The following is a 26,706-nucleotide window of genomic DNA, read 5'->3' as shown; positions in this document are numbered from 1 at the left end:
CTCTTTACACTTTCAAGAAACGGCGCACGGAAATAATGCTTCCCAGTGTCCCGATCGCTGTTCCCAGAGCGAAAATGCACAAGGTCACATAAGTACCCAGCGAGAGGATCGGCATCATTTTCAGAATGGATTGGGCTTCACCGGCCCCCAAAATGGTGTAAGCCACTTGATAGAGAACCAAAACCAGGATGGTCGGAACGAGGGCACCAACCCATCCGATAAACGCCCCTTCAATAAAGAACGGCCACCGGATGAACCAGTTGCTGGCTCCCACCAGCCGTTGGATTTCAATCTCTTTCCGACGGGCAATAATGGTCAGCTTAATGGTGTTGGAAATCAAGAAGGCGGCAAGAGTCGCCAGCCCCAATCCGAAAATCAAAATGATGTTCCGAATCCAGCTGGACAATGTCAGCAATTGCTCGGTCACATATTCACCGTCATCCGCTTCGTCAATTCCCGTCACCGATTTCACCTTTTCGGTCAGGCTTTTGATCTGATGGGGATCTTTGGGTACAACCGTGATGACGTCAGGCAAGGGGTTTTTCCCTTCCCCTTCATAACTGCGGAAAATTTCCGTTCCTTCCTCTCCCCATTGGGCCTTCAGCTGACGCAATCCTTCTTCCTTCGGCACCAGTTCCGCACTTTTCACTTCGGGCATCGATTCGATTTGTTTCAATACTTGGAGCTGCTGGTCATCCGTCAACTGCTCGGCAAGTGCTGCACGAATCGCCACCTGTTTATCCAGCTCCACCGCCATGTAGCGGACGTTGAATGCAAAAATGAGGAAAATACCGAAGATAAACAGCGTAACGGCTACAGCACTGATCGCGGCAAAACTCATCCAGGCATTGCGACGCACGCCGCGATAAGCTTCCCGAAAATGTCGCGATAATGTCTCAATCCTCATAGCCGTATTCTCCTCCCATTTCGTCCCGGACAATCACACCTTGTTCAATGGCAATGACGCGTTGTCTGAGTGTGTTTACAATTTCTTTGTTGTGTGTCGCCATTACGATGGTGGTTCCGCGCCGGTTAATCTCTTCCAGCAGATACATGATGTCCCAAGAGTTTTCCGGATCGAGGTTTCCGGTGGGCTCGTCCGCTATCACAAAAGTTGGATTATTGACAATTGCGCGAGCGATTGCCACACGTTGCTGCTCCCCTCCGGAAAGTTGCGACGGCAAGGCATGCATCCGGTCCGCCAGACCAACCAGCTCCAAGACTTCGGTGACTCTCGGTTTGATTTTGCGTTTGGGAGCCTCGATCGCTTCCATCGCAAAAGCAACATTTTCAAAAGCTGTCATATGCGGAAGCAATTTGAAATCCTGGAACACGACACCGATTTTGCGGCGAACATGCGGAATTTTCCAATCGCGTACCCGTTTGACGTTGACCCCGTTGATCAGAACAACGCCGTGCGTGGGTTTTTCTTCTCTGTACATCAGCTTGATAAATGAACTTTTCCCCGCTCCGCTCGGTCCGACCACATACACGAATTCTCCCTGGTCGATCCGTACGTCCACTCCGCGGAGAGCTTCAACCCCATTTGGATAAACCTTCCACACATCATGCATTTCAATCACGAAAACTCACCCCAGGAAACATGATTTTCAATATAGTTTATCTCTCTCCATTTTTTCTCCTGCTTACTGATGGTAACAAAAATGGTTCGCCACTTCATCCCATTATCATCCTAAATTTGAAGAAAAATATCAAATAAAGAAATGGCTTACTTTCCTTCAAAAACTACTTCAATATTATAACACCATTCACCAATTTCCCGGGTTAATATTTTGCAAAATCATTTTTTATTCAAAAATACAAAAAACCCCAAATGATGGTGATTTGGGGTATTATCTTACCATAGAATTCCTTCCTAGTAAATATTGGATAAGGTTTCCCGCTGCTTTTTAAGCGTGGCGATTTTGTTTGAAAGTGTCTTCAACACTTGTTCTTTTGCGGTTCCTCCCTCGCTTTTGCGCGCATCCACCACATTTTCCAGTTCCAAACAGGAATAGACATCTTCCCCGATTTCCGGGGAGAAACGGTGAAACTCTTCCAAGGAGCAATCACTCAAGGTTTTTTCTTTGTGAATGGCATACAAAACCAGCTTTCCGACAATTTCATGCGCTTTGCGGAAAGGAATGCCTTTGCCCACCAAATAATCGGCCAAATCCGTTGCATTGGCAAACCCTTGCCCGGCATGCCGTTTCATTTTCGATTGGTTGACTTCCATCGTTTCAATGAGGGCCGCCATCAAACGAAGGGAACCTTTTAACGTGCGGACCGTATCAAAAACCCCCTCTTTGTCTTCCTGCAAGTCTTTGTTGTAGGTGAGGGGCAAAGCTTTCAGCGTGGTCAACAAAGCCATCAAATGCCCGAACACCCGTCCGGTTTTTCCGCGGATCAACTCCGGGATATCCGGGTTTTTTTTCTGCGGCATCATGCTGCTTCCGGTGCAAAACGCATCATCCAGGATGACATATTGAAACTCTTCGCTCGACCACAGAATCAGTTCTTCCGACAGCCGGGACAAATGAACCATCACCAAGGAACAGACTGAGAGAAACTCCACCAAATAATCCCGGTCACTCACCGCATCCATGCTGTTATCGTAAAGCGAGGAAAATCCCAACGCTTTTGCAACCATTTGCCGGTCGATGGGAAATGTCGTTCCCGCAATGGCACCGGCCCCCAACGGACAGCAGTTGACGCGTTTGAAGCTGTCGATGAACCGTTGTACATCCCGTTCAAACATCGAAACATAAGCCAATAAATGATGGGCAAACCGGACGGGTTGCGCGCGCTGCAAGTGAGTGTATCCCGGCAATATGGTATCCACGTGTTTCTCGGCCTGTTTGAGCAAAGCTTCCTGCAATTCCAGGATCTTTCCGGCCAGATCGACCGTCTCCTTGCGCACATAAAGGTGCATATCCAAGGCAACCTGGTCATTCCGGCTCCGTCCGGTGTGCAATTTTCCGCCGACTTCCCCGATTTCGTCGATCAGCATCTTCTCGATGTTCATGTGAATGTCTTCATGTTCAATGGAAAATTCGGCTTTCCCTTCCCGGACTTTTTGCCGGATGGTTGACAAACCTTCCAGTATCCGGTTTGCTTCTTCCCCGGTGATAATCCCGCATGCGCCCAGCATTTTCACATGCGCCATGCTCCCTTCGATGTCTTCTTCAGCCAATTCTTTATCAAATCCAATGGATGCATTAAAGGCTTCCACCCACTGGTGTGTGGTCTTGGTGAAACGCCCGCCCCACAGTTTCATGGTCTTCCTCCTTTTTATGCACGCTTGCATAAATATTCGTCGGCAATCCCCACAATTTAATAAACCCGACAGCCGCCTGATGATCAAAACTGTCTTCATTGGAGTAGGTGGCCAATTTTTCGTTGTATAACGAATAAGGGGAAATTCTTCCCGTCACCGTCGCATGGCCTTTGAACAAGTTTACGCGAACCTTTCCGGTCACCACTTGTTGCGTTTCTTCAATGAACGCATCCAGCGCTTTTTTCAGCGGCGAATACCAAAGCCCGTCATAAACCATTTCCGACCACTTTTTCTCAACCGTGGCCTTGAACTGCAAAACATCTTTCGGCTGCGTCAGAAATTCCAGTTCCCGGTGTGCGTTGATCAATGTGACCGCTCCCGGACATTCATAAACTTCACGCGATTTAATTCCCACCAGCCGGTCCTCCACATGATCGATCCGTCCGACCCCGTGTTTTCCGGCCAACTTGTTCAATTGCTCCAAAATCTCAGGGAAAGAAAGCCGGTTTCCATTCAGGGATACAGGAACGCCTTTTTCAAAAGCGATCTCGATTTCGTCCGGTTGATCCGGGGTGCCGACCAAAGGACACGTCCATTCATAAGCAGCTTCCGGAGGCGCCTGCCACGGATTCTCCAATTCACCGCATTCACAACTTCTTCCCCACATGTTTTGGTCAATGCTGAACGGATTGTCCAAATCAACCGGAATCGGAATCCCGTGTTTTTTTGCATAAGCAATTTCCTCATCCCGGGTCATTCCCCATTCCCGTACCGGGGCCACCACTTTCAACTTTGGATTCAATGCCGCAACCGAAACATCAAACCGGACTTGGTCATTTCCTTTTCCCGTGCAACCGTGGGCAACGGCAACGGCCCCTTCTTCTTTTGCGATTTCAACCAGCACTTTGGAAATCAACGGACGGGACAAGGCCGAATGCATCGGATACTTTCCTTCATATAAAGCATTGGCTTTCAAAGCCGGCAGCAGGTATTCTTCAGCAAACAACGCTTTGGCATCGACCACAACGGATTTGACTGCTCCCACTTTCAACGCCTTGTCCTTGACAAAATCCATGTCTTTGCCTTCCCCGACGTCCAATCCGACCGCAATCACATCATAGCCGTATTTTTCTTTCAACCACGGAATCGCAACTGATGTATCTAAACCACCTGAATAAGCTAAGACCACTTTCTCCTTACTCATGGGTATCCCTCGCTTTTAATAAAAATTCATTTATATGTATGATTATACATCCTGTGCATAAAAAATCCACCCCCAATTTTTTGAACCGGCTAAAAAAAAGCAGAAACCTTTTTCCGGTTTCTGCTCTGAAACGATGATCCACCCCGGATGGAACGGCTCAATCTTTCCTTCCCACCGGCACAAAATAGGAAAGGTTTCCGGTGATTTTCCGATCCACCCTCGCGATCACGGCCGAAGGCTTTCCGCCAATCAAAAAAGACCCCCACAACAATTCCCCCTGATAAGCTCCCTTGAGGGTTTCCACTTCCACTTTTTGCAGGGACACCAATTGTTGATAAATCATGGGTTGATCCCAATAGGCATCCTGGTTGTCCCGGACAATCAAATTCCCGTTTTGGTCATACAAAGAAACGGCGCCGCCCTCCCGGCCGAAGAATGGCTTTTTCACATAAGCCGCATGACCTTTAAAATTGTTTTCCAAGTAGGTGGGCAACATGTACGTTGCGATCACATCACGTTCTTCTTCATTAAAAAAAGTATTTGTTTCATATAAGTTCCAAATCAGTGCCTGTAAAGCTTTGGTTTGCGATAAAAGAGCAGAGGGGGGATTAATGGAAACCAGCTTTTGACCGGCCATGAGGGAAAGGAGATGCGCCCCGGTCGGATAACCATCCTCATCCGTGTCTTCGGCCATGATTTCAATGGCATGCAAACGATATAAAACGTCCACCGGTCCATAGCCGGCATGATCCTGCTTGGCATACAACCGGTCTCCCCGGACGGCCAATGCCGACAACGGGACAAAACGGGCGCAAAGGCCTGATTTCTCCATTAAATACCGGGTCGTCCCGGCATCTTCTTCATGCCAGTCCAACGCGCTGAAGCAGATGTGATCGGTTCGGAAGCCTCGTTTCTGGTATGCCTCCACCACGTTTTGAAAGGCATCGGTCAAATCTTGCTCCATGCCTTCATTCGGATCTTGATATCCCATCGCTTTCGTAACCCGCCCGTTGACATAAAAAGCTTCCACAATGCCTGTGGGGGTGTCACTGTTAAATTCCAGCATTTTCAATCCTTGCGGGGTATAGGCAAAGTCAAAACGACCGATCACCGTTGGCCAGTCAAGCAGAAAAGGTTGCCGGACGGCTCTTCGGGCTGCTTCGGGAATTCCCAACTCCTCCAACAACCGGTCATCGGCCTGCTGTAAAACCTTGACCGTGCGTTCATAGATTTTCCCCAAACACGCGGTCGCTTGTTGAATTTCATGATGAAGCGCCGGGTCCAAAGGGTAAACCGAAGCGAGGGCATATTCCTGACCGTACATGACGTCCCAGGTAAACACCTTTTCTTCTCTCAGCAGATGGTAAATCTGTTCCCTGCGCTTGGCATAATTTAAATCTTTCAAAATTTATCCTCCTGAACCACGGATTTTGCCAATTCCTGATTTGTAACTGCTGCCCGTTTTTTTGTAACCGGATGAAACCAGCGAGTTTTCTTTGATATAATACATTTTCTTCCCGTTGATCACCACGTAACTGTCCGGATCCACCCGGCTTTGGTCATCATCGCATAACAGATCATGATTCTGGTCGCGGCAAAATTCCCAGTCATTCTTGTCATCGCATCCCGACAGCGGGACGGACAGCATGGCCAGGGTAAACAACCCCACCAGATGGCGGCTCTTTTTCATCCGTTTCCTCCTCCTTCCTTTAAAACGGGAACAGCATAGATCACATAAACATACCGGTTTTCATCCACTTCCGTTGATGTCGTTTTCCACCATTGCCCGTCAATGTAGTGCAGGCTGCTGAGCAAACGGAGCAAAGCATCTTGTGCATGATGAAATTGATAACAATGAACCACAGGATAACCGGACCACCGTGCATCAAAATGGCGCACTTCCATGCGGATTCCTTGCCAGGTCGGGCTGAAACGGAGGCGGTCGTCAAGCACTTTTTCTTCTTCGCTTCGTTTTACATAAATCTTGTGCACGGGCGGGTCCGCCTGGATGTGAACACATTCAAACACGTCTTTCCCCCTGACAAAATAGTCACACGCAAAACGCATCATCACTTCTTCCTTGGAAACAGACGGATACTCATACAAGACGGAAATCTCCTCTCCGTCTTCCATCAAATGATATTCCAGCTTCTCCATATTTACCCTCAATTCCAAATAATAATCAACTCAACAAAAATATAGTTCTATAATATGAAAGGGTTTTCCCTTCTTTGTCATGAAGAAAGAAGCAGATTGATAACATCTGCTTCTTTTCCTTGTCATCAGGAGGCGTTGGGAACCTCTTTTTTCGCTTTTTTCAGTTTCAACCAGCGTCCGCATAACAGAACAAACGCGATCATGACGAGATAGAAAACATATTGCAACCATTCCGCTCCTTGGAAAAAGGGACGGATGAACTTGTCATCTGCAATCATTTTTGCCGATGTAAAGGCCAAAACTCCCGATCCGATGTAAATAATCGACGGATACTTTTCCAACAGCTTAAGGAACAAGGTACTGCCCCAAACAATGATGGGAACGCTGATCAACAATCCGATAATCACCAGCATGAAGCTTGCGTGAGCAGCGCCGGCCACGGCGAGGACGTTATCCAAGCCCATCAGGGTGTCGGCGATCACAATCGTGCGGATCGCGGACATCACACTGCTGGCCGCTTCGACATCTTCATCGCCTTTCTCTTCAATCAGCAATTTCATGGCAATCCAGATCAAAAGCAGCCCGCCGATCAACAAAAGCCCCGGAACCTTTAACAACCAGACCACCGCCAGCGTACAAAGGATCCGCATCACAACGGCACCGACAGTCCCCCAAAAAATCACTTGTTTTTGCTTGTTTTTCGGTAAATTGCGGGCGGAAAGCCCGATAACAATGGCATTATCTCCTGCCAAAACCAAATCAATGATCACAATGGAAAGTAAAGCGGTGAGAAACTCAACTGACAAGAAGTCCAAATTCTTTCCCTCCATTTGTTATTGGATTCAGGGGATTACAAAAAATGGCAAGACCTTTGCATGACAAATCACGCAAAGGTCTTGCCAACAACATAAAAATGTTGCAACAAAGCCGGGGATAAACCCGTAATGACGACTTTGTTGTAAATAGCTACTCCCCTTAATCAAAGAACAAAAAATGATTCAATTATTCAGTTCATACAAACATTATATAAAAATTTGTTCCTCCGTCAATAATTTTTCTGCCAGTTCATAAATATTTTACAGTAGCTCATTTTTTCACCTCTTGATCATGATAAGAATAAACCGCCAGATAAATCACACCCTTATCCTCCGTGTGCTCGTCCGCCCATTGGTAATCCCAACCAATCACGCTGACCAGACGATCACTCTTTTGCAATTGGTCCAACAATGAAGCAAACTCTTTTTGATTGGCCTTTACTTCCAACTGAACCCAAGAAGGAACCAATTCCGGGCGCACCACCATCCCCAATTGTTGCATGAGCTCTTCTTCACTGACCGGTCGGGCCTCACTTTGCTCCGCAGTGTCCTGACGTGCAATTTGGTGAAGATCTGCTAAGCTTTCCAGCTTCAAAAAATCGGCACCGGACGATTTGACGGCCCGCTCAATATCGACAACATAGCCCGGATCCCGCCGGTTCAGCGGAATTCTTTCCTCCAGCCGTCTCAACTCCATATGGGTTAACACAGACGGGGGTTGGTAATCAGGCGCCAGGTATTTTTGATGCCTTTCAATGTTTTGGGCCAGGGATTCCCTCTCCCTTTCCAGCCATTTTTGTTTTAAAACCAAGGGATGCACCAGATAAAAATAGAGGGTCAGGATGAGCAAGAATCCAGCCGCCAGGGTCATGATTAAGAACTTTCCGGACTTCCATCGCCGGATCTTGACTGGTTTTCGGATGATTCTTCCACTCCTTTCTCTCTTTTTAAATCCAGCCGGAAATGCACCAATACCTGATTGGCGTTTTTTTCATAAACTTCATTCATGCAGCGGTCTCCGACACACTCGATCCATGCTTCCTGATACAAATCCGGCTTTTTTTCAACCAGTTCCTGAAGAAATTTCGTCGCTTCCGGAATCGAAGAAAAATAGGCCCAACCTTCCAATTGATTTCCTATTCCTTGCAGGCGAAACAAGTCCGTGCCGCGGGGTATCATTTGATGCACTTGATAGGCCGCTTCTTTCCAACGCTGTTGACTTGCCTCCACTTTTTGGATCGTTTTTTCATAATCCATGGCTGGTTGCTGACTCTCATAAATTTTCTCTTCGTTTTTTTTAAGCTGAATGGCCTGATTCAACTGTTTTCGCTTTTGGGCCACTTCCGCTTCCAAAGCCGACACGCGTTCACCGGCAACCTTCTTGGCATATAGAATGCCCACCCCCAAACCTGAAAGCAAAAGCAAAATCCCGGACAAAAAACTGTAAAAAAACCGTTTGTATATCGGCTGTGGCGGCAAAAAATTCATGGTCCCATTCCTTCCTTCTCATCCACCGTCAGACCGATCGGGATCGACAAAGCATTTCCGAGCCATTTCGATGCGCGGTCACGCAACGGTTCGGGCATGATGATCTCTGCCGGAGGGGCAAGTTTGACAGACGCCTCCAAATGTTGCTGAAGCCAGTTTTCCAACAAATAAAAATCCAATCCTTCCCCGGACAAAAACCATTCCGCTCTGGAGCTTTTCAACCATTTTCTCTCCTTGTTCGAAACTTTTTCAAAAATTTGTTCCATCAACCTTTTCCCGTATCTCTCCACCTCTTGTTTCTCTTTCAACAAGGGATGGAGCGGATCGGGATGCGGACGGTCCTCATGTTCTGCAAACGAAGCCATCGGCAGATGAAGATGATAAACCCGTTCCAGTTTTCGATCGATAAAATGGCTGACCTCCACATCCTGTTTGGAGATTTGAATCATCAGGGTATGGGGCGTCTGAAAGCTCCGGTGATAATGGATCCATCGGTACAAACCGAAAGGAGCCAGATCAATATGAACCGGATCCAATCCGCAATATTGAAAACACCGGACAAAAGAGTCAATGTATGACTGAGAAATCAACGCCAGAAAAACCTCTTGCTGGTCCCCGTCTTCCCAGACATGATCCAGCAAACGGAAATCAAACACCGGATCGGAAAAAGGCAGGTCCAACACGGGAATCAAATATTTTTCAATCCATCTCCGGTATTTTCTTTTGCGCATTTCCGGCAACATCACCCGTTTAAACAAAACATGACGACAATGGATGCTGACATGCACCCGTTTTGTATTGAGTCTTCTCCCCAACAAGGCCTCCTGGATGGTTTGGATCAATTCCTCCCGATCCAAAAACGTGCCCGATTCCGCCCACACACTGGGCAACGGATGGACCACATATTGGAGAAGCTCCATGTTCTTCCTCTTTTTCTTCACTTCAACCAATTTGAAAAAAGAAGAGGATAATTCAACACCAACATGTATAGCCATAACCGGTTCTCCTTTGCAAAATCATCCTGACGACACCACACGGATCAACGGCTGGTTATCACTTTTTACCAACATCATAACATTTATTATTTTAATTTTTAATTCGCATAATCCTTTTACTTTGACATAAAATCAAATCCCTGTCAAAATTCGCTCCACGCAAAAAAAAACCCCGGTTTCTTTCATTTCAGAAACCGGGGGTTTTCATCCGGGTCAACCATCAGCCAAAATGGCTACCAAAAGTGCTTTTTGCGCATGAAGACGATTTTCCGCCTGATCAAAAACCACGGATTGCGGTCCCTCCAAAACTTCTCCGGTCACTTCCAGTCCGCGGTAAGCAGGCAGGCAATGCATAAAGATGGCATCGGGTTTCGCTTTTTCCATCAGCGAAGCATTCACTTGATAAGAAGCAAACGTTTTGTTTCGTTCTTCTTTTTCTTCTTCTTGTCCCATGCTCGCCCAGACATCTGTGTAAACCACATCGGCCCCTTGCACGGAAACGGCCGGATCATAATGGAAAGTGAGAGAGGCTCCCGTTTGTCCGGCGATTTGCTCCGAGTATTCCCAAACAGCGGGATCCGGTTCATAACCCGGCGGCGTTGCAACATGCAAATCGATGCCGGTGAGCGCCGAAGCCTGGATCAGAGAGTGAAGGACATTGTTACCATCCCCGACATAAGTCAATTTCACTCCTTTTAACGATCCCTTCTTTTCCAATATGGTCAACAAATCGGCCAGCGCCTGGCAGGGATGGGCCTGATCGGAAAGCCCGTTAATGACCGGAATGGTTGCGGCATCGGCCAGGCGCTCGATTCTTGCATGTTCATGGGTGCGGATCAAAATCGCATCCACAAACCGCGAAAGAACACCTGCCGTGTCCTCCATGCTTTCTCCCCTGCCCAACTGCATCTCATCGTTCCGGAGCAAGACCGTGTATCCCCCCAACTCCTTCATCCCGACTTCAAAAGAGACACGGGTCCGGGTGGACGGCTTTTCAAACAGCATCGCCAGGCTTTTTCCTTTCAGCGGCTGACAGTGTTCTCCCTTGTTCCGCAGTGATTTGAGTTTGAGGGCTGATTGAAGCAAAGCTTCAATTTCATGCGGCTCCCAGTCGATCAATGTTAAAAAACTCTTCCCTTTTTTCCCTGCTAATAACGGCATTTCCAAAGTCTCTTTCACTATCGCCCCTCCTCACATGCCGATTTTTGTTTGTGACAAGGTTTGGTGCAAAACGGAGGCCGCCTGGTCTATTTCTTCTTCACTTACAATTAAAGGCGGCAACAGGCGCACAACCTTTTCGCCGGCAGGAAGCACAACCAGTCCGTTTTCCAACAGCTGACGGATGAACGGGGCAGCCGGTTCATCCAGCTCAATGCCGACCATCAATCCTTTTTGGCGGATTTCCCGGACAGCAGGAAGGGATCGGATCAAACCGTCCAGCTTCTTCTTTAAATACTCCGCTTTTTCCCTTACCTGTTCCAACAATCCGGTTTGTTCGATTTCGGTCAAAACCGCATCACAAACGGCCATGGCCAACGGATTACCTCCAAATGTCGTCCCGTGTGTGCCGGGGCCCAACACCGGTTTCAAGCGGGAATCCGCCACAACAGCCCCGACCGGATACCCGTTTCCCAACCCTTTGGCAACGGAGATTGCATCCGGCTTGATGCCATATGCCTGATAGGCAAACCATTCACCCGTCCTTCCGACTCCGGTCTGCACTTCATCGATCATCAGCAAAATCTCTTTTTCTTTACACCAATCCGCCAATTCCCGGACAAACGCCGGATCAGCCGGCCGGACCCCGCCTTCCCCCTGCACCAGTTCCAAGAAAACACCCGCAGTGGTTGTCCGGGTTGCTCCTTTCACCGCCTCCATGTCTCCATAGGGGACCGTGCGGAATCCGGGAGGCAAAGGGTCAAATCCCGTTTTAACTTTCTCTTGCCCCGTGGCCGTCAAAGTGGCCAGTGTACGGCCGTGAAAAGAGCCGGTGAATGTGATGATTTCAGGCTCATGGATGATCTTTGCGTCTTTCGCCCATTTCCGGGCCAATTTGATTAATGCTTCATTCGCTTCCGCCCCGCTGTTACAAAAGAAGACGGCATCCAACCCGGTGATTTGGCACAACTTTTCCGCCACTTTTTCCTGCAACGGCTGTTCAAACAGGTTGGACACATGCCAAACCGCCCGGGCTTGCGCCATGAGTGCTTCCAACACGCGGGGATGTTTATGACCCAAATTGGTCACCCCGATGCCGGAACCAAAATCCAGATACCGTTTTCCCTGTACATCGGTCAACACCGCCTTTTCGCCGTCCACAAAATGAACGGGGTGGCGCTTATATGTTGGAAACAGAGACACGTTCGCTCACCTCTTTCTTCATCAGGCATGTTCCCGGGGAATCCGGTCTTTTTTCATCTGTGTCGCGACCTTTTTCCCCGTTGATAATCCACACTTTCTCCACCCCGCCGTTCAAGCAACGGACCGCGGACCGGACTTTCGGGATCATACCGCCGGTGATCTGCCCATCTGAAATCAATTGCTCCACCATTTCCGGTGTCGCATGGCGCAACAGATTTTTTTCATTTCCTTCCTTTATGAAAATTCCGTCCACATCGCTGACCATGACCAATTGTCTCGCTCCCATCCCTTGTGCAACCAAAGCGGCCGCTTCATCGGCATTGACATTAAACGCTTGCCCTTTTTCCCCGATTCCGAGGGATGAAAGGACAGGAACCCAGCCAGTCTCCAACATCTGATGAAGCACTTTCCGGTTCAGTCCGGTCACTTCCCCGACAAAACCCAGTTTTTCGTCTTTGGGTTTCACCGTGATCAAATTCAGATCGATTCCGCTTATACCAAGCGCCGGAATCCCTTCTTGGAGCAAACGCGAAACGAGCTGTTTGTTCACTTGGCCGGCCAACACCATTTGCACGATATCCAGCGTTCCTTCATCCGTGACCCGTCTCCCCTCGATAAACACCGGTTTTTGGCCCAGTTTGTTCATCCAGTTTGAAACAAAAGGACCGCCGCCGTGCACGATCACATACGGAATGTTTTCTTTTGACAACTCCCTCAACTTCCGGAAAAAATCCGGGTGAAGCCGTTTCAGCACGCTTCCCCCCAATTTGAACACAATCATTGGAGACTTTCTGTTCCTCCTTTGTTTATGTCCGGTAGCTTGCATTGATGCGGACATATTCATAGGTCAAATCACATCCCCAGGCAACGGCTTCCTCCATTCCGTCGCCCAGATCCAACCGGATCTCCACGACATCCTGTTTTAACACTTGCTCCGCCAGCTCTTCACGAAAGTCTGAAGCCATCCCTTTTTTCACCACCTGAACCGGTCCCAGCCAGATATCCATGTTTTCCGGATTTAACGAAGGATCGGCATAACCGGCTGCGCAGATGACCCGGCCCCAATTGGCATCCTCCCCGAAAACAGCGGTTTTCACCAGGTTGGATCCCACCACGGATTTGGCCACCTTCCGTGCTGCTTCCTTCGACGGGGCTCCTTCAACCCGGACCTGAATCAAGCGGGTGGCTCCTTCGCCGTCGCGGGCAATCATTTTGGACAATGCCCCGCAAACGTATTGGAATGCGGCTTGAAACCGTGCCCATTCCGGATGCTGACGGGTAAGGGGCCGGTGACCGGCATATCCGCTTGCCATCACCAACACCATGTCATTGGTGCTGGTATCGCCATCCACCGTGATCATGTTGAATGTTTCATCGGTGGTTTGCCAAAGCAATCTCTGCAAATGATCCGGCCCGATTTTGGCATCGGTGGTAATAAAAGAAAGCATGGTCGCCATATTGGGATGAATCATGCCGGAACCTTTGGCCACTCCCGCAATGGTTACCGGCTTCCCGTCAATTTCCAAGGTGACGGCAATTTCTTTGGTGCATGTATCCGTCGTCAGGATCGCTTCAGCAAATGCAGCAGGTTGGTTGTCCGTCTCCGTCACCAATCGTTTTAAGCCGGCCGCGACCCGGTCCATGGGCAAATACTCGCCAATCACGCCCGTGGAAGCCACGGCGACCAAATGCGAAGGAATATTTAATAAAGAAGCGGCTTGATCCCGCATTTTTCTTGCATCTTCCAATCCCCGTTCCCCCGTGCATGCATTGGCAATGGCACTGTTGACCACAATCGCTTGCAACTTGCTTTCCACGCCCATGCTTTCCTGCGTCACTTTGATCGGCGGCGCCTGAAAGGCATTCACGGTATAAACCGCCGCCGCCGAAGCTGGCACTTCGCACTGAATCATCCCCAAATCCTTCCGTTTTCTTTTCAATCCGGCATGGATTCCCTTGGCTGAAAACCCTGCGGGCAATGCAATGGAAGGATTTTCAACGATTTGAAACCAATCCGTTCCGGTGATCATGTCGTCTCCCCCCGTTTAAGGATAAAGCGGATCCATATCAAGTCCGGCAGTGACCGGATAGCCCATGCGAATGTTGGCATTTTGCACGGCTTGTCCCGCTGCTCCTTTCATTAAGTTATCAATCGCCGCCAAGATGATGAATCTCCCTGTCCGTTCATCCACTTGAACCCCGATATCACAAAAGTTGCTTCCTTGTACTGCTTTGGTTTCGGGCCATTTGTCTTTTAACACACGAACAAACGGTTCCGAAGCATAAGTTTCCTCATAAAGTTGCAAAAGGTCCGCCTTTGTATATTTATTCAGTGGCTGCGCATAGATCGTGACCAATATCCCCCGGTTCATCGGAACCAGATGGGGAACAAATTGAACCCGGACATCCGAACCGGTAAGACTGCTTGCCACCTGCTCGATTTCGGGAATGTGTTGATGATGACTTATTTTATAAGGACGAAGATTTTCGTTGATTTCGCTGAACAAGTTTTGCTGCCTGGCAGCCCGTCCGGCACCGGTGACACCTGATTTGGCATCAATAATGACCGAAGCCGGATCCAGGCACTTTTCCTTTAAAAGCGGCAAAAGCGCAAGCAACGTGGCCGTCGGATAACAACCCGGATTACTGATGAGTTGCGCCGTTTTCAACTCCTCGGAAAACCATTCACTCAACCCGTAAACTGCCATGTCCAGATATTTGCGGTCCGCCGCCGGCTTTTGGTACCACGTTTCATACCGGCCGGGATCCCTCAGCCTGAAATCCCCGGACAAATCAACCACAATCTTTCCTTCTTCCACAAACAAAGACGCGTACTCCTTACTGACGCCCGGCGGGGTGGCAAAAAAAATAAGATCCGCCGAGTCACAAATTTGTTTCACATCCAGATCCCAAAACGTTTCCGTCAATTGGGGCATATGCGGAAAAGAACGGTTTAACGGCCGCCCGGCTTGGGAAGAGGAAACATAAGAAGCAATTTGAAATTCCGGATGACGCTGAAGAATTCGCAACAACTCCATGCCACCATAGCCCGTGGAACCGATCACTGAAACTCTCAAAGAATCTCACACCTTCATTTTGGATATGTATTATTATACATTTAATATAATATTTATTCAACCGTATTTCAGGAGAAACAAAAAAAGCCAAGCAGATCGCTTGGCTTTTGAACGTGCGGATTATGGCTGCCCAATCAACCAGTCAGCCAATTTTTCCCGCTGATCCTGGGGGATGTGCGATTGAGCAGGCATGCTTCCTTTTCCATTCTCCAAAACCTGAAGAATTTCATCTTTATTCATTTTCTCGCTGATCTTTTGCAAACTCGGCCCCATGGCCCCTTGCCGGTTTCCGCCATGACAAGAAGAACAGTTGTTCATATAAACCGTTTGGGGATCCGAAGCTGTTGTCGTCCCGTTTTGATTTTGCGAAGTGTTCGGATTTCCACCGGAGTTACATCCGGCCAAGAGCAACAGTCCGCAAAGCGCTCCGAAAAACCAACCTGTTCTTTTCATGGTATCACTCCTACTTGTTCTTTTTGGAAAACAGACTTTTCCCTGCATAATGTTTGGCCCGGGAGGGCGTTTTCTTTTGGTCTTGTTCCTCTTCCTCTTGATTATGGCCGGGTGCTTGCGAGCCGAGTAAGCTGGCTTTCGGGTGTTCCCCCGAATCTTTCGTTGATTCCCCGCTTTTTTCCGGCTTTAACAAACTTCTTTTGTACAAACGGCGGTTTGTTTTTTTATCCAATGCTTCCTGTTGCTTTTCGTCTGTCGCCTTCTCTTCGTCTCCACGGTTCTTTTCCGGTTTTTGTGTCTTCTTGTTTAATGTCAATTTGTGGCCGGACACCTCTTCCGGCTTAGATTTCAACAAACTTTGTTTCCCGTTGACATTCGGTTGTTCTGCTTTCTTCTCTGACGTCATGGAAGCGGCACCATCGTTTTTGGAATGAATCTTTTCTTCGGATGCAGCCGGTTTTGCCTTCGCATTGACGCGCTTCTTCTCGTCAGGTCGGCTGGTGTTGGATTGGATACCGGGTTTGGTGTTGGCTTTTCTTTTTTGTAACTCCTCGGGACTCCGCACAATGATTTCTTTGTCTTCATCCGGATGTGCTTCCGTCGGCCGTTCACGATGGATGCGGGGCTTTTGTTTTCTTTTTTGCCTTTCCCGCTTAAATCGTTCCATGGAAATCTGCACATCTTCGCTGGACATGTTTCCATCCGGAAACATTCTTTCGATTTCTTCCACTTCTTTTTTTCTTTTTTTCGAAACGATAATGCTGATGACCAATATAATGACAATCAATGCAACAACAAAAACGGTTCCCCATAAGACGGGATTTTCCATGATCATATCCATAAGACGACCTCCTCTTTTCTCTGCTCCCCCAACATGACTATGTAATGAGAAGGCCGGCTTTGTTTGCCGGCCCGCCAATGTTTATTTTCCTTTAAACCGGGGCTCTCTTTTTTCAAGAAAAGCATCCATGCCTTCCACACGGTCTTCGGTGGCGAAGGACAAACCAAAGTACGCGGCTTCCATTTGCAAGCCGGATCGGAGATCTGCTTCTGCTCCCTGATTGATCGCTTTTTTCACAAAACGGACGGCCAGCGGAGCCTTTTTGGCCAATAATTGAGCCAACTCTTTTGCTTTGGGTAACAATTGGTCGGAAGGGAACACTTGATAAACAATTCCCAACCGCCGGGCTTCCTCAGCGGAAATCATCTCCCCGGTCATGCAAAGGTATTTGGCAGCTTGCTTGCCGATCAAACGGGCCAAGCGCTGCGTTCCTCCGTAACCGGGGATGACACCCAGGTTGACTTCGGGTTGCCCGAATTTCGCATTTTCCGATGCAAGGATCATATCCCCGCTGAGTGCCAATTCCAAACCTCCGCCCAAGGCAAATCCATTGACGGCCATGATCACCGGGATGTTCAAATCTTCAATCCGGTTGAACAAGGCCTGTCCTCTTTTGGCTTTGGCTTCAGCCTGATCCGGCCGGGAGATTTCGCGCAGCTCTTTGATGTCGGCCCCCGCAACAAAAGCTTTTCCCCCTGCTCCCGTAATCACCAATGCCCGGACGTCTTCCGATTGTTCAATGGATGCAACCGCTTCTTCCAATTCGTTTAACAGATCCTGATTCAGCGCATTTAAAACTTTTTCCCGCGAAATCGTCAGAACCGCCGTATTCCCCTCAAACTCCACGTTTAAATATTTCCAGTCGGACATTTTCCGCCCTCCCTGGTTTTTGATTTTTTCTCTAGGATTTTTGATTTAACTGCTGACGTAAATACGCTTCGATAAACGAATCGATTTCCCCGTCCATCACGGCTTGCACGTTGCCTACTTCCACTTGCGTCCGATGGTCTTTCACCATACTGTAAGGATGGAATACATAAGAACGGATCTGATTTCCCCATCCGATCTCGCTCTGTTCCCCTTTTAGCGACTGCAATTCTTTTTGTTGCTCTTCCAATTGCCGCTCGTACAAGCGGGCTTTTAAAATTTTCATCGCCCGGTCGCGGTTTTTGATTTGAGAGCGTTCCGACTGGCAAGTGACCACAATGCCGGTTGGGATATGGGTGATCCGGACGGCTGAATCCGTCGTATTCACATGCTGGCCCCCGGCGCCGCTGGAACGGTAGGTGTCAATTTTCAGGTCTTCCTGCCGGATTTCAATTTCAATATCATTGTCAATCTCCGGCATCACTTCAACCGATACAAACGAAGTGTGGCGGCGGCCGGAGGAATCAAAAGGCGAAATTCGCACCAAACGGTGAATGCCTTTTTCCGCCTTCAAATACCCGTAAGCATAATTTCCTTTGATCAGCAACGTCACACTTTTTATGCCGGCTTCATCCCCTGCGAGATAATCCAATGTTTCCACTTTGTATCCATGGTCTTCCGCCCAACGGGTATACATACGGAGCAGCATGTCCGCCCAATCTTGCGATTCGGTTCCGCCTGCCCCCGGGTGCAGTTGTAAAATCGCCGAGTTGCGGTCATACGGTTCACTGAGCATGACCGTCAGCTCGAAATTGTCGATCTCTTTTTGCAAGGAACGGATTCCGCTTTCCAATTCCTTCTCCATGGAAGGGTCTTCCCCTTCTTCTTGCAACAGTTCAAGCATCAATTTCTGTTCCTCAAAGGTTTCATCCAGCTCTTCCATCTTCTCGATCTGTTCTTTCAATTGTTTCATTTCACCGATCACTTTTTGGGCTGATTCCTGATCATCCCAAAAGTCAGGAAGAGACATCTCACTTTCCAGCTCTTTCAAACGCGATTTCTTCTGATCGAAGTCAAAGAGACCTCCTGATGTCCGCCAGTTTCCCGGCTGTATTTTCCAACGCTTGTTTCATTTCATGGATTTCCATACCTATCACCTCATGACATATCTTATTCCAAAAAAACGGATTGGAAAAGGGAAGGCTCAGGGTTCCCTGAGCTTCTTTCATTGAACCGAAACAGATTTTTCATTTTTTAAGCAACAGTTTTTGTATTTCTTTCCGCTGCCGCAAGGGCAGGGGTCATTCCGCCCCACTTTTTCGCTCCGGCGAACCGGTTGCTTCTTCGATACCGTCTCGCTCTGTTCCTGGCCGGAAACCGCCTTGGTGTTGACAGCGACTTCTTCCCGTTCAATTTCTTCTTTTTCGTCGATGACAGATTTCATCACGTAACGGACAACTTCCTCCTGTATTTCACTCACCATTTCCTCGAACATGGCAAAACCTTCAAATTGGTAAGCCCGGAGAGGATTGTCCTGTCCGTACGCACGCAAATGAATGCCTTGCCGCAATTGTTCCATTGCGTCAATGTGATCCATCCATTTCCGGTCAACCGTCCGCAAGGTCACGACTTTCGCAAATTCATTGAGCCGTTCTTCGCCCATTTCCTCCTTGCGCTCTTCATAATATCTTACGACTTCGTCATAAATATATTCGATCATTTCTTCCGGATCCAATTTTTCCAACTCATCGATGGAGATCCTTTCTTCCGGGAGCAGATTGGATTCGACGAAATCAACAATGGCATCCAAATCCCATTCTTCCTCCAGTTCATCGGCCGTATGGGCCTTAACCACTTTTTCGATGGTTGATTTGGCCATGCCGAGAACGACATCTTTTAAATCCTGGCTGGTTAAAACTTCACGGCGTTGTTTATAAATGATTTCCCGTTGCTGGTTCAACACATCGTCATATTGCAAAACCCACCGGCGCGCATCGAAGTTGTTCGCCTCCACTTTCCGCTGGGCATTGGCCACTGCTTTGGTAAACAATTTCCCCCGGATCGGTTCGTCATCGGGCAGTTTATTCAACATTCCTTCCAGATTTTCCGCTCCAAAACGGCGCATCAAATCGTCATTCAGGGACAGGAAGAACCGGGAAGAACCGGGATCGCCCTGACGTCCGGAACGTCCCCTGAGCTGGTTGTCAATCCGCCGGCTCTCATGGCGTTCCGTGCCGATCACATGCAAACCACCCAGCTCGGCAACACCTTCTCCCAAAACAATGTCGGTTCCGCGCCCGGCCATGTTGGTGGCAATGGTGACGGCTCCTTTTTGCCCGGCCTGTGCAATGATTTCTGCTTCCCGTTCATGGTTTTTCGCATTCAGCACTTGATGGGGAATCCCTTTTCGCTTCAACATCCGGGACAATCGCTCTGATTTTTCGATGGACACCGTTCCCACCAACACCGGCTGGCCTTTTTGGTGGCATTGTTCAATTTCCTCCACCACGGCCTTCATTTTCGCCTCTTCCGTTTTGTACAGCACATCAGAATAATCTTCCCGGATCATCGGACGGTTGGTCGGAATTTGCAAAACATCCATGTTATAGATTTTGCGGAACTCTTCTTCTTCGGTTTTGGCCGTACCGGTCATTCCCGACAATTTTTCATACATCCGGAAATAGTTTTGCAAAGTGATGGTGGCCAGGGTCATGCTCTCCCGTTGAACTTGCAAACCTTCTTTGGCCTCAATCGCCTGGTGCAGGCCGTCACTGTAACGCCTTCCGTACATCAAGCGGCCGGTAAATTCATCCACGATGACCACGCCGTCTTCATTCACCACGTAATCTTCGTCCCGTTTCATGAGAACATGGGCTTTCAATGCTTGCTGAATGTGGTGGTTCAACATGATGTGCTTCATGTCATAAAGGTTGTCAATCCCGAGAAAGTTCTCCACTTTCTTCACGCCGTCTTCGGTTAACGTCACTTGCTTCGTTTTGATATCCACCGTAAAGTCTTCTTCCGGTTTCAGGCGGCGCACCACTTTGTCCGCCGCGTAATACAAATCGGTGGCCTTATTGGCTTGCCCGCTGATAATCAAAGGCGTTCTCGCTTCGTCGATCAAAATGCTGTCGACCTCGTCGATGATGGCATAATTCAGTTCCCGTTGCGTCAACTGCTCCGGATACATCACCATATTGTCCCGCAAATAATCAAATCCGAATTCATTGTTTGTCCCAAAAGTAATATCCGCCTGATAGGCGGCTCTCTTCTCTTCCGGTGACATGTGCGGCAGATTCAGCCCGACGGTGAGGCCCAAAAATTCAAACACCTGCCCCATCCATTCACGGTCCCGTTTGGCCAGGTAATCATTCACGGTGACAATATGAACGCCTTTTTCCGTCAAAGCATTCAAATAAGCAGGAAGCGTGGAGACGAGCGTTTTTCCTTCCCCGGTCTTCATCTCGGCAATATCGCCCTGATGAAGCACCATTCCACCGACCAACTGCACACGGAAATGACGCATGTTTAAGACACGGCGCGCGGCTTCGCGAACCACGGCAAACGCCTCCGGCAGGAGGTCGTCCAATGTTTCTCCTTCCTTGAGACGCCGTTTAAACTCATCCGTTTTCTCTCTCAATTGGGCATCGGTCAGTTTTTGCATATCCGGTTCCAAAGCATCAATCTGATCGGCAATCTGAAAAAACTTTTTCAGTTGCCTTTCCTGATTGTCAAACAGTTTGCGAAGGGTTTTTAACAACCTTCATCATCTCCTACCTTGAGCTGGATTAGATATTCGCCGAAATCCAAACAAATCCATATTGTATAGTTTAACAAATTTTTTCCCCTTTTTCATTTGGCTTTCACCGCCGGGGAGAGTAAAAAAACATCCGGCGTATGCGCTTTACTTCACCAGCTCTTTTAAGAATCCGTAGAAACGACGGGCCAGTTTCTTGCGGTCCCCTTCCCGGTCAATATATTCGCGTCCCCGCTTCCGGATGGCTTCCCTCTCTTCAGGAGACAGGGAACGCACTTTTTCAATGGCCTCAGCCAACCCTTCCGGGTTTTCCGCTCCCGCAAAGAAACCGACTTGATTCTTTTCCACAATCTCCCGGACTTCCCCGTCAACGGTAGTGACGATCGGCAGGCCGATGAATGTGTAGTCAAACAATTTGTTGGGCCGGGCGCCACGGAAAACCTCGTTGTCAGCCAAAGAAATGATTCCGCAGTCAGCCGCCTGGGTATAGTCAAAGATCTCCGATTTGGGCACCGGGTCCAACAAATGAACGTTATCCAAGCCTTCTTCTTCTTTTAATCGAAGCAATTTTTCCTTCTCCGGCCCGTCTCCGATCAAAACGATGGAAACCCCCGGTTTTAAATAGCGGCCTGCTTTCACCACATGTTGCAGTGCATTGGCCGGACCGTGTGCCCCGGTATAAATGGCAACAAACTCATCTTCCTTCACACCCATCCGTCTGCGGAATTCAGTCCGTTTGGACGGGTCGGGTTCCCAGGAGCCGACCACAATGCCATTGGGAATCAACCGGATTTTATCGGGATCAAACCCTTTGTCTGCGATAAATTTGCGCTGATGTTCCGTCAACACGATAATCTGGTCGGCTTTTTCATACAAAAACGATTCCATCCAAGTCAAGATCCGGACCACCCATTTATTGTTCAAACCGCCCATTTTTATCAGCGAATCCGGCCACAAATCACGCACTTCCAAAACAAACGGACAACGCTTTACTTTTGAAAGCATCCATCCGGCAAACGCCGTGAACAAATGGGGAGAAGATGCAATCAACACATCTGGCTTCTTTTTGAAAAAGCCGGCCAGAAAAAAAATGGCAGCAAAACTTCCCATATTGAGAATCCGCTTGAAATCGTTGGTTTTATGCGGGAAGGACCACAGCCACTCCAGGTTCAGCCCTTTCACCGGTTCAATGTTTCGTTTTTCTTCCTCCGTGATAAATGTCCGGCGGGGGTGCACAAACTTGGACAAAAACAGAGTCACTTCCGCCCCTTCGCCATCCGCCCACTCTCTTGCCAGCTCATAGTGGCGGGTTATGCCTGCAATATTCGGTGGAACTGCATAATGATTCGCTAACCATATCCGCACGATCTTCACTTCCTTGTTTCTCACTTTTTTAATTTATGAAAAAAGGAAATCAATTCCTTTTGTAATATAAACGTCATTGTATTACAAAGTCTGAAATAAACTATCGTCAATGTAACATAATCATTCTGCGTTGGGTATCCTTTCGATTCCTTTTCGCAAAATAGTCAAGATTAAAACCGTTGATAAAAAGAGCCAGTTCCTTTTTCAGAACTGGCTTCATCCCTTCTTTATCCTATATCTTTGCCCAACTGTTCCAAAATTTTCTCCGCCGCATGTCCGTCTCCGAAAACCGGTTCCACCTGGTCAAAATCCACTTCGAATTGTTCAACGGCTTCCAAAATCTTGCGGGAGTCCGCACCAACCAATCGATTGGCTCCCAGTTCAACGGTCTCGGTCCATTCCGTCTCATCGCGCATGGTAATGCAGGGAACCCTTGCAAACATGGCTTCTTTTTGGACGCCTCCCGAATCGGTTAAAATTTTCTTCGCATTGACTTCCAGCTGCAACATATCCAGATAGCCGACAGGTTCAATGCATTGGACGCGGTCGTTTTGAATGGCAAAACCATACTCTTTCAGTTTTCCGCGCGTTCTCGGGTGAAGCGGGAGAACCGCCGGCACCGGCAATTCATTGATCGCTTTTACAATTTCATGCAACCTTTTGGGATCATCCGTGTTTTCCGCCCGGTGCAAAGTGATCAAAATATAGCTTCCGGGTTCCAATCCGAGTTTTTCGAGCGCACCGGCTTTTTCCTCCGCCAGACGGCGGTTGTAAAGCACGGCATCCAACATCACATCGCCGATCAAATGGACACCTTCGGTGATCCCTTCCGTTTTCAAATGGTTGACCGCCGTTTTCGTGGGACAAAACAACCATTTGGAAACATGGTCGGTCAATACCCGGTTAACCTCTTCCGGCATCCGTTTGTTAAAACTTCTCAGCCCTGCTTCCACATGAGCAACCGGAATATGAAGCTTGGCAGCCGCCAGCGCCCCGGCCAGGGTGGAATTGGTGTCTCCGTAAACCAAAACGCAATCCGGCTTTTCAGACAAAAGGACTTCCTCGATTTTGCCCAGCATTTCACCAGTCTGCCGGCCATGCGATTTGGAACCGACATGCAAATGGTATTCGGGCACGGGAATATGTAATTCATCAAAAAATACATCCGACATGGACTGATCATAATGCTGACCGGTATGTACAAGAATTTCTTCGGCATGACGACGAATCACACGGGAAACCGGTGCTGCTTTGATAAATTGCGGTCTTGCTCCAACCACTGTCAAGACTTTCATTGGATAAACCCCCTGCGTGCTCTGAAATTTGGGAGATCCCATGGAATATGAAGTTATCATATCACAGCATGGTCCAAGTTCAATCTTCTTTTATAAAAACATCATAAAAGCAACAATCCCCCCAAGCAAGGGGGGATGATTTCGCAGTTTGGATTTTTATTCGGGTTCAATCAAGCCGACCTTTCCATCTTTTCGGCGATAGATCACATTTATTTCATCCGTGACTGCATTGGTATAGACGAAGAAATTGTGTCCCAACAGCTCCATTTGCAAAATCGCTTCTTCGGTGTCCATCGGTTTCAACTGAAACCTTTTCACCCGGACGATTTCATCGTCTCCTTCTTCTTCATCGGTCAATGCGGTCATGGTGGTTCCCTTTTCTAAAGCGTTTTCTTTTAACATGTTACGAAAGCCTGACTCGCGGCGGGAACGCCGGTTGATTTTGGTTTTGTATTTCCGGATCTGTCTTTCCAGTTTTTCCATTACCAGATCCACAGAGGCATACATATCTTCACTCAGTTCTTCGGCCCGGACCAAAAGTCCCGGAAACGGGATCGTCACTTCGACTTTGTGCATATCTTTTAAAACATTCAGGGAAACTTGTGCCTCGATTTCAGCGGAATGATCAAAGTACCTTTCCAACTTGCTCAACTTACGTTCGATAAAGTCTCTCAAAGCGTCTGTAACTTGTAAGTTGTGACCGCGAACGATACATTTCATGGGGAAATCCTCCTTCCGCTTTGTACTTTATCTATTCCCTGATTTTTAAAAAATTCCTCCAGTATTTGTTACAATTAATATAAGGTAAATATTGGATGTTTTTAATTTTCGAAAAGATCCGGCCGCATGCCACAGAAAACACAAAAGCTCCCCGGAGGAAACCTCGAGGGAGCTTTATTTTCGATTTTATAAAACGTTAACCTAATTTAACAACGTTCGCAGCCTGTGGTCCACGCGAACCCTCCACGATTTCAAATTCAACCAATTGACCTTCTTCCAATGTTTTAAATCCTTCCATTTCAATCGCGGAATAATGGACAAACACATCGTCCCCGCCTTCACGCTCGATGAAGCCGTAACCTTTCTCCGCGTTGAACCACTTGACTTTGCCTTGCATGAAAAATACATTCCCTTCTTCAATCAGATTGCACAAGACATACATCTTACGCCATTTAACTATATCATTTGTCTAAAAATACTGTCAAGAAGACCCTTTTTGAATCATAAAACCTTGCTGAGAAAATTTTTTAATCTTTCGTGCCGGGGATGAAAAAAGATCTCTTCCGGACTGCCCGTCTCCAAGACTCTTCCTTCGTCCATAAAGACGATGCGGTCGCTGACTTCACGGGCAAATCCCATCTCATGGGTGACGACGACCATCGTCATCCCTTCACGGGCCAAGCCTTTCATCACTTCCAAAACTTCTTTCACCATTTCCGGATCCAAGGCGGAAGTGGGTTCATCAAACAACATGACTTTGGGCTCCATGGCCAATGCCCGGGCAATGGCAACCCGTTGTTTTTGCCCTCCTGACAGTTCACCGGGGTAACTCCCCGCTTTTTCCTTTAATCCGACTTTGTCCAATAACGCATAAGCTTTCGGCTCGATTTCTTCTTTTTTCATCTTCCGGACACGAATCGGAGCCAAAGTGATGTTTTCCAACACACTCAGGTGAGGAAACAGCTCAAAATGCTGAAACACCATCCCCACTTCAGCCCTCACCCGGTTCACATCGGTACCGGGATGCGTCAAATCTTGTCCGTTTACAATCAACTTGCCTGAAGTAATGGTTTCAAGCCGGTTCAAACAGCGCAACAACGTGCTTTTGCCTGATCCGCTCGGACCAATGACACAAACAAGTTCTTTTTCATTTATCTCCAAATCAATCTCTTTTAATACATGATACTGACCATAAAATTTATCCAGTTTTTCTGTCCGGATCATCCTGTCATCATCCCTTATCCGTTGAAGTCCGTCAGGCATCACATGCATGCCTTTGAAACGGCGCAAACGAACCGATCATAAATTTTTTTGTGCCACGGATTAACGTTTGCTTGTCCGAAACCGTTTTTCCAAATAAGAAACCCATTGCGTCAGAAGCGTTGTCAACACGAGGTACACCAATCCGGCCGTGATGTAAGGGGTCCAACGGACAAATGTGTTTTTGGCCGTCACGAATGCCGCATACGTAATATCATTGACGGCAATCACGGTCACCAAGGAGGTGTCTTTTAAAAGGGTGATCATTTCATTTCCGAGCGGCGGCAACATATTTTTAAACGCCTGAGGCAACACCACAAACCGCATCGCTTGTGGATAAGTCATGCCCAGCGAACGGGCCGCCTCCAACTGCCCTTTATCCACAGACTGAATGCCGCCGCGAAAAATCTCCGCAATATAAGCTCCGGCATTCATGGAAAAAGCAACGAATCCGGAAATGACGGCTTCGGGCGGATCCATGAAAAACATTTCCGCCAACGTGGGCAAAACGGCAAAATGGAAAAACAAAATCTGCAAAAAAAGCGGGGTTCCGCGAAACAGATGGACATAAACCCTGGCAGGAATCTTGAGCCATTTCTTCGTGGAAATCAACATCATCCCCAGCAAAACCCCGATCACCAATCCAATGGCCACCGCCACCGTGGTTAATTCGATGGTCGTGATCAACCCCTGGATAAATAAATCTTTATATTCTATGACAACCGACCAATCCCAATCCATCATTTATCCACAGTCTCCTTCTCCCTGTCCACA

Annotated in this window: 27 protein-coding genes; all 27 read right to left on the bottom strand. The window is 48.1% G+C overall.

All coding sequences use genetic code 11. The features are described from left to right. Positions 1 to 4 precede the first annotated feature (4 nt). The 27 genes from ftsX to ATH33_RS08385 all read right to left on the bottom strand — a co-directional run bounded on the left by ftsX (position 5) and on the right by ATH33_RS08385 (position 26,676). A complete protein-coding gene (gene ftsX, locus ATH33_RS08515) occupies positions 5 to 907 on the bottom strand; it encodes a permease-like cell division protein FtsX (RefSeq protein WP_037997775.1) in 903 nt (300 codons plus the stop codon). Then, positions 897 to 1,583, bottom strand: coding sequence for a cell division ATP-binding protein FtsE (gene ftsE, locus ATH33_RS08510; protein ID WP_037997772.1), 687 nt, complete (start codon positions 1,581 to 1,583; stop codon positions 897 to 899). Before ftsE ends, ftsX begins: the two co-directional genes overlap by 11 nt. A 293-nt stretch (positions 1,584 to 1,876) precedes the next feature. Then, positions 1,877 to 3,277 carry an argininosuccinate lyase gene (gene argH / locus ATH33_RS08505; protein ID WP_121874285.1) on the bottom strand — a complete coding sequence of 467 codons (1,401 nt, stop codon included), beginning with the start codon at positions 3,275 to 3,277 and terminating at the stop codon, positions 1,877 to 1,879. Next, positions 3,219 to 4,481, bottom strand: coding sequence for an argininosuccinate synthase (locus ATH33_RS08500; protein ID WP_121874284.1), 1,263 nt, complete (start codon positions 4,479 to 4,481; stop codon positions 3,219 to 3,221). Before ATH33_RS08500 ends, argH begins: the two co-directional genes overlap by 59 nt. A 157-nt stretch (positions 4,482 to 4,638) precedes the next feature. After that, entirely contained in the window at positions 4,639 to 5,886 is a 1,248-nt protein-coding gene (locus ATH33_RS08495; protein WP_037997767.1) for a glutathionylspermidine synthase family protein, read from the bottom strand. Positions 5,887 to 5,889: 3 nt separating this feature from the next. Then, the gene (locus ATH33_RS08490) at positions 5,890 to 6,171 is read right to left on the bottom strand and encodes a hypothetical protein (RefSeq protein ID WP_037997764.1); all 282 of its coding nucleotides are present in this window, start codon (positions 6,169 to 6,171) and stop codon (positions 5,890 to 5,892) included. Then, positions 6,168 to 6,638 carry a hypothetical protein gene (locus ATH33_RS08485; protein ID WP_037997763.1) on the bottom strand — a complete coding sequence of 157 codons (471 nt, stop codon included), beginning with the start codon at positions 6,636 to 6,638 and terminating at the stop codon, positions 6,168 to 6,170. The genes ATH33_RS08490 and ATH33_RS08485 overlap by 4 nt, the downstream gene beginning before the upstream one ends. Before the next feature lie 125 nt (positions 6,639 to 6,763). Further along, positions 6,764 to 7,453, bottom strand: a complete 690-nt coding sequence (locus ATH33_RS08480; protein WP_037997760.1) for a TerC family protein — start codon at positions 7,451 to 7,453, stop codon at positions 6,764 to 6,766. A 271-nt stretch (positions 7,454 to 7,724) separates the two neighbouring features. Then, the gene (locus ATH33_RS08475; protein ID WP_037997758.1) at positions 7,725 to 8,324 is read right to left on the bottom strand and encodes a hypothetical protein; all 600 of its coding nucleotides are present in this window, start codon (positions 8,322 to 8,324) and stop codon (positions 7,725 to 7,727) included. A 2-nt stretch (positions 8,325 to 8,326) separates the two neighbouring features. After that, complete coding sequence (locus tag ATH33_RS08470) at positions 8,327 to 8,941, bottom strand: hypothetical protein (protein ID WP_037997757.1); 615 nt, start codon at positions 8,939 to 8,941, stop codon at positions 8,327 to 8,329. Then, a complete protein-coding gene (gene pilM, locus ATH33_RS08465; RefSeq protein ID WP_049720677.1) occupies positions 8,938 to 9,936 on the bottom strand; it encodes a type IV pilus biogenesis protein PilM in 999 nt (332 codons plus the stop codon). The genes ATH33_RS08470 and pilM overlap by 4 nt, the downstream gene beginning before the upstream one ends. 213 nt (positions 9,937 to 10,149) lie before the next feature. Further along, the gene (gene argF, locus ATH33_RS08460) at positions 10,150 to 11,103 is read right to left on the bottom strand and encodes an ornithine carbamoyltransferase (RefSeq protein ID WP_374057889.1); all 954 of its coding nucleotides are present in this window, start codon (positions 11,101 to 11,103) and stop codon (positions 10,150 to 10,152) included. 24 nt (positions 11,104 to 11,127) lie between these two features. After that, the gene (gene argD, locus ATH33_RS08455; RefSeq protein ID WP_121874283.1) at positions 11,128 to 12,297 is read right to left on the bottom strand and encodes an acetylornithine transaminase; all 1,170 of its coding nucleotides are present in this window, start codon (positions 12,295 to 12,297) and stop codon (positions 11,128 to 11,130) included. Beyond that, complete coding sequence (gene argB, locus ATH33_RS08450) at positions 12,275 to 13,078, bottom strand: acetylglutamate kinase (RefSeq protein WP_170151248.1); 804 nt, start codon at positions 13,076 to 13,078, stop codon at positions 12,275 to 12,277. The genes argD and argB overlap by 23 nt, the downstream gene beginning before the upstream one ends. Before the next feature lie 25 nt (positions 13,079 to 13,103). Beyond that, on the bottom strand, positions 13,104 to 14,327 hold the full coding sequence (gene argJ, locus ATH33_RS08445) for a bifunctional glutamate N-acetyltransferase/amino-acid acetyltransferase ArgJ (protein WP_049720680.1): 1,224 nt from the start codon (positions 14,325 to 14,327) through the stop codon (positions 13,104 to 13,106). A 15-nt stretch (positions 14,328 to 14,342) separates the two neighbouring features. Continuing rightward, on the bottom strand, positions 14,343 to 15,374 hold the full coding sequence (argC, locus tag ATH33_RS08440; protein ID WP_037997711.1) for an N-acetyl-gamma-glutamyl-phosphate reductase: 1,032 nt from the start codon (positions 15,372 to 15,374) through the stop codon (positions 14,343 to 14,345). A gap of 120 nt (positions 15,375 to 15,494) precedes the next feature. Next, a complete protein-coding gene (locus tag ATH33_RS08435) occupies positions 15,495 to 15,827 on the bottom strand; it encodes a c-type cytochrome (RefSeq protein WP_037997709.1) in 333 nt (110 codons plus the stop codon). 10 nt (positions 15,828 to 15,837) lie between these two features. Continuing rightward, on the bottom strand, positions 15,838 to 16,668 hold the full coding sequence (locus tag ATH33_RS08430) for a hypothetical protein (protein WP_037997707.1): 831 nt from the start codon (positions 16,666 to 16,668) through the stop codon (positions 15,838 to 15,840). 81 nt (positions 16,669 to 16,749) lie between these two features. Continuing rightward, the gene (locus ATH33_RS08425) at positions 16,750 to 17,538 is read right to left on the bottom strand and encodes an enoyl-CoA hydratase/isomerase family protein (protein WP_062843239.1); all 789 of its coding nucleotides are present in this window, start codon (positions 17,536 to 17,538) and stop codon (positions 16,750 to 16,752) included. A gap of 31 nt (positions 17,539 to 17,569) precedes the next feature. Further along, a protein-coding gene (prfB, locus tag ATH33_RS08420) for a peptide chain release factor 2 (RefSeq protein WP_121874281.1) occupies positions 17,570 to 18,683 on the bottom strand; the annotation gives its coding sequence in 2 pieces (ribosomal slippage) (positions 17,570 to 18,610 and positions 18,612 to 18,683; 1,113 coding nt in all). A 77-nt stretch (positions 18,684 to 18,760) separates the two neighbouring features. Beyond that, a complete protein-coding gene (gene secA, locus ATH33_RS08415; RefSeq protein WP_037997705.1) occupies positions 18,761 to 21,295 on the bottom strand; it encodes a preprotein translocase subunit SecA in 2,535 nt (844 codons plus the stop codon). Positions 21,296 to 21,439: 144 nt separating this feature from the next. Next, positions 21,440 to 22,657 carry a glycosyltransferase family 4 protein gene (locus ATH33_RS08410; protein ID WP_147437070.1) on the bottom strand — a complete coding sequence of 406 codons (1,218 nt, stop codon included), beginning with the start codon at positions 22,655 to 22,657 and terminating at the stop codon, positions 21,440 to 21,442. 227 nt (positions 22,658 to 22,884) lie between these two features. Next, positions 22,885 to 23,952 carry a non-hydrolyzing UDP-N-acetylglucosamine 2-epimerase gene (wecB, locus tag ATH33_RS08405; protein WP_037997700.1) on the bottom strand — a complete coding sequence of 356 codons (1,068 nt, stop codon included), beginning with the start codon at positions 23,950 to 23,952 and terminating at the stop codon, positions 22,885 to 22,887. Between the two features lie 156 nt (positions 23,953 to 24,108). After that, positions 24,109 to 24,672 carry a ribosome hibernation-promoting factor, HPF/YfiA family gene (gene hpf / locus ATH33_RS08400; RefSeq protein ID WP_037997699.1) on the bottom strand — a complete coding sequence of 188 codons (564 nt, stop codon included), beginning with the start codon at positions 24,670 to 24,672 and terminating at the stop codon, positions 24,109 to 24,111. A 196-nt stretch (positions 24,673 to 24,868) separates the two neighbouring features. Continuing rightward, on the bottom strand, positions 24,869 to 25,069 hold the full coding sequence (locus tag ATH33_RS08395; protein WP_037997728.1) for a cold shock domain-containing protein: 201 nt from the start codon (positions 25,067 to 25,069) through the stop codon (positions 24,869 to 24,871). Between the two features lie 104 nt (positions 25,070 to 25,173). Then, positions 25,174 to 25,896, bottom strand: coding sequence for an amino acid ABC transporter ATP-binding protein (locus ATH33_RS08390; RefSeq protein ID WP_037997697.1), 723 nt, complete (start codon positions 25,894 to 25,896; stop codon positions 25,174 to 25,176). Between the two features lie 99 nt (positions 25,897 to 25,995). Then, a complete protein-coding gene (locus ATH33_RS08385) occupies positions 25,996 to 26,676 on the bottom strand; it encodes an amino acid ABC transporter permease (protein WP_037997694.1) in 681 nt (226 codons plus the stop codon). Positions 26,677 to 26,706 lie beyond the last annotated feature (30 nt).

Source organism: Thermoactinomyces vulgaris, assembly GCF_003688725.1.
Taxonomy (GTDB): Bacteria; Bacillota; Bacilli; order Thermoactinomycetales; family Thermoactinomycetaceae; genus Thermoactinomyces; species Thermoactinomyces vulgaris.
The sequence above is the reverse complement of the archived record's forward strand: the minus strand, read 5'-3'. Positions and strand labels throughout refer to the sequence as shown.

What these genes read in the sequence shown, in the direction of transcription:
- argB (WP_170151248.1), bottom strand. Translation starts at nt 13,078, where the DNA reads ATGATTGTGTTCAAATTGGGGGGAAGCGTGCTGAAACGGCTTCACCCG.
- ATH33_RS08500 (WP_121874284.1), bottom strand. Translation starts at nt 4,481, where the DNA reads ATGAGTAAGGAGAAAGTGGTCTTAGCTTATTCAGGTGGTTTAGATACA.
- hpf (WP_037997699.1), bottom strand. Translation starts at nt 24,672, where the DNA reads ATGAAATGTATCGTTCGCGGTCACAACTTACAAGTTACAGACGCTTTG.
- ATH33_RS08435 (WP_037997709.1), bottom strand. Translation starts at nt 15,827, where the DNA reads ATGAAAAGAACAGGTTGGTTTTTCGGAGCGCTTTGCGGACTGTTGCTC.
- ATH33_RS08425 (WP_062843239.1), bottom strand. Translation starts at nt 17,538, where the DNA reads ATGTCCGACTGGAAATATTTAAACGTGGAGTTTGAGGGGAATACGGCG.
- ftsX (WP_037997775.1), bottom strand. Translation starts at nt 907, where the DNA reads ATGAGGATTGAGACATTATCGCGACATTTTCGGGAAGCTTATCGCGGC.
- argH (WP_121874285.1), bottom strand. Translation starts at nt 3,277, where the DNA reads ATGAAACTGTGGGGCGGGCGTTTCACCAAGACCACACACCAGTGGGTG.
- wecB (WP_037997700.1), bottom strand. Translation starts at nt 23,952, where the DNA reads ATGAAAGTCTTGACAGTGGTTGGAGCAAGACCGCAATTTATCAAAGCA.
- ATH33_RS08385 (WP_037997694.1), bottom strand. Translation starts at nt 26,676, where the DNA reads ATGATGGATTGGGATTGGTCGGTTGTCATAGAATATAAAGATTTATTT.
- ATH33_RS08390 (WP_037997697.1), bottom strand. Translation starts at nt 25,896, where the DNA reads ATGATCCGGACAGAAAAACTGGATAAATTTTATGGTCAGTATCATGTA.
- argJ (WP_049720680.1), bottom strand. Translation starts at nt 14,327, where the DNA reads ATGATCACCGGAACGGATTGGTTTCAAATCGTTGAAAATCCTTCCATT.
- ATH33_RS08430 (WP_037997707.1), bottom strand. Translation starts at nt 16,668, where the DNA reads ATGGATATGATCATGGAAAATCCCGTCTTATGGGGAACCGTTTTTGTT.
- ATH33_RS08490 (WP_037997764.1), bottom strand. Translation starts at nt 6,171, where the DNA reads ATGAAAAAGAGCCGCCATCTGGTGGGGTTGTTTACCCTGGCCATGCTG.
- ATH33_RS08395 (WP_037997728.1), bottom strand. Translation starts at nt 25,069, where the DNA reads ATGCAAGGCAAAGTCAAGTGGTTCAACGCGGAGAAAGGTTACGGCTTC.
- ATH33_RS08485 (WP_037997763.1), bottom strand. Translation starts at nt 6,638, where the DNA reads ATGGAGAAGCTGGAATATCATTTGATGGAAGACGGAGAGGAGATTTCC.
- ATH33_RS08475 (WP_037997758.1), bottom strand. Translation starts at nt 8,324, where the DNA reads ATGACCCTGGCGGCTGGATTCTTGCTCATCCTGACCCTCTATTTTTAT.
- ATH33_RS08470 (WP_037997757.1), bottom strand. Translation starts at nt 8,941, where the DNA reads ATGAATTTTTTGCCGCCACAGCCGATATACAAACGGTTTTTTTACAGT.
- pilM (WP_049720677.1), bottom strand. Translation starts at nt 9,936, where the DNA reads ATGGCTATACATGTTGGTGTTGAATTATCCTCTTCTTTTTTCAAATTG.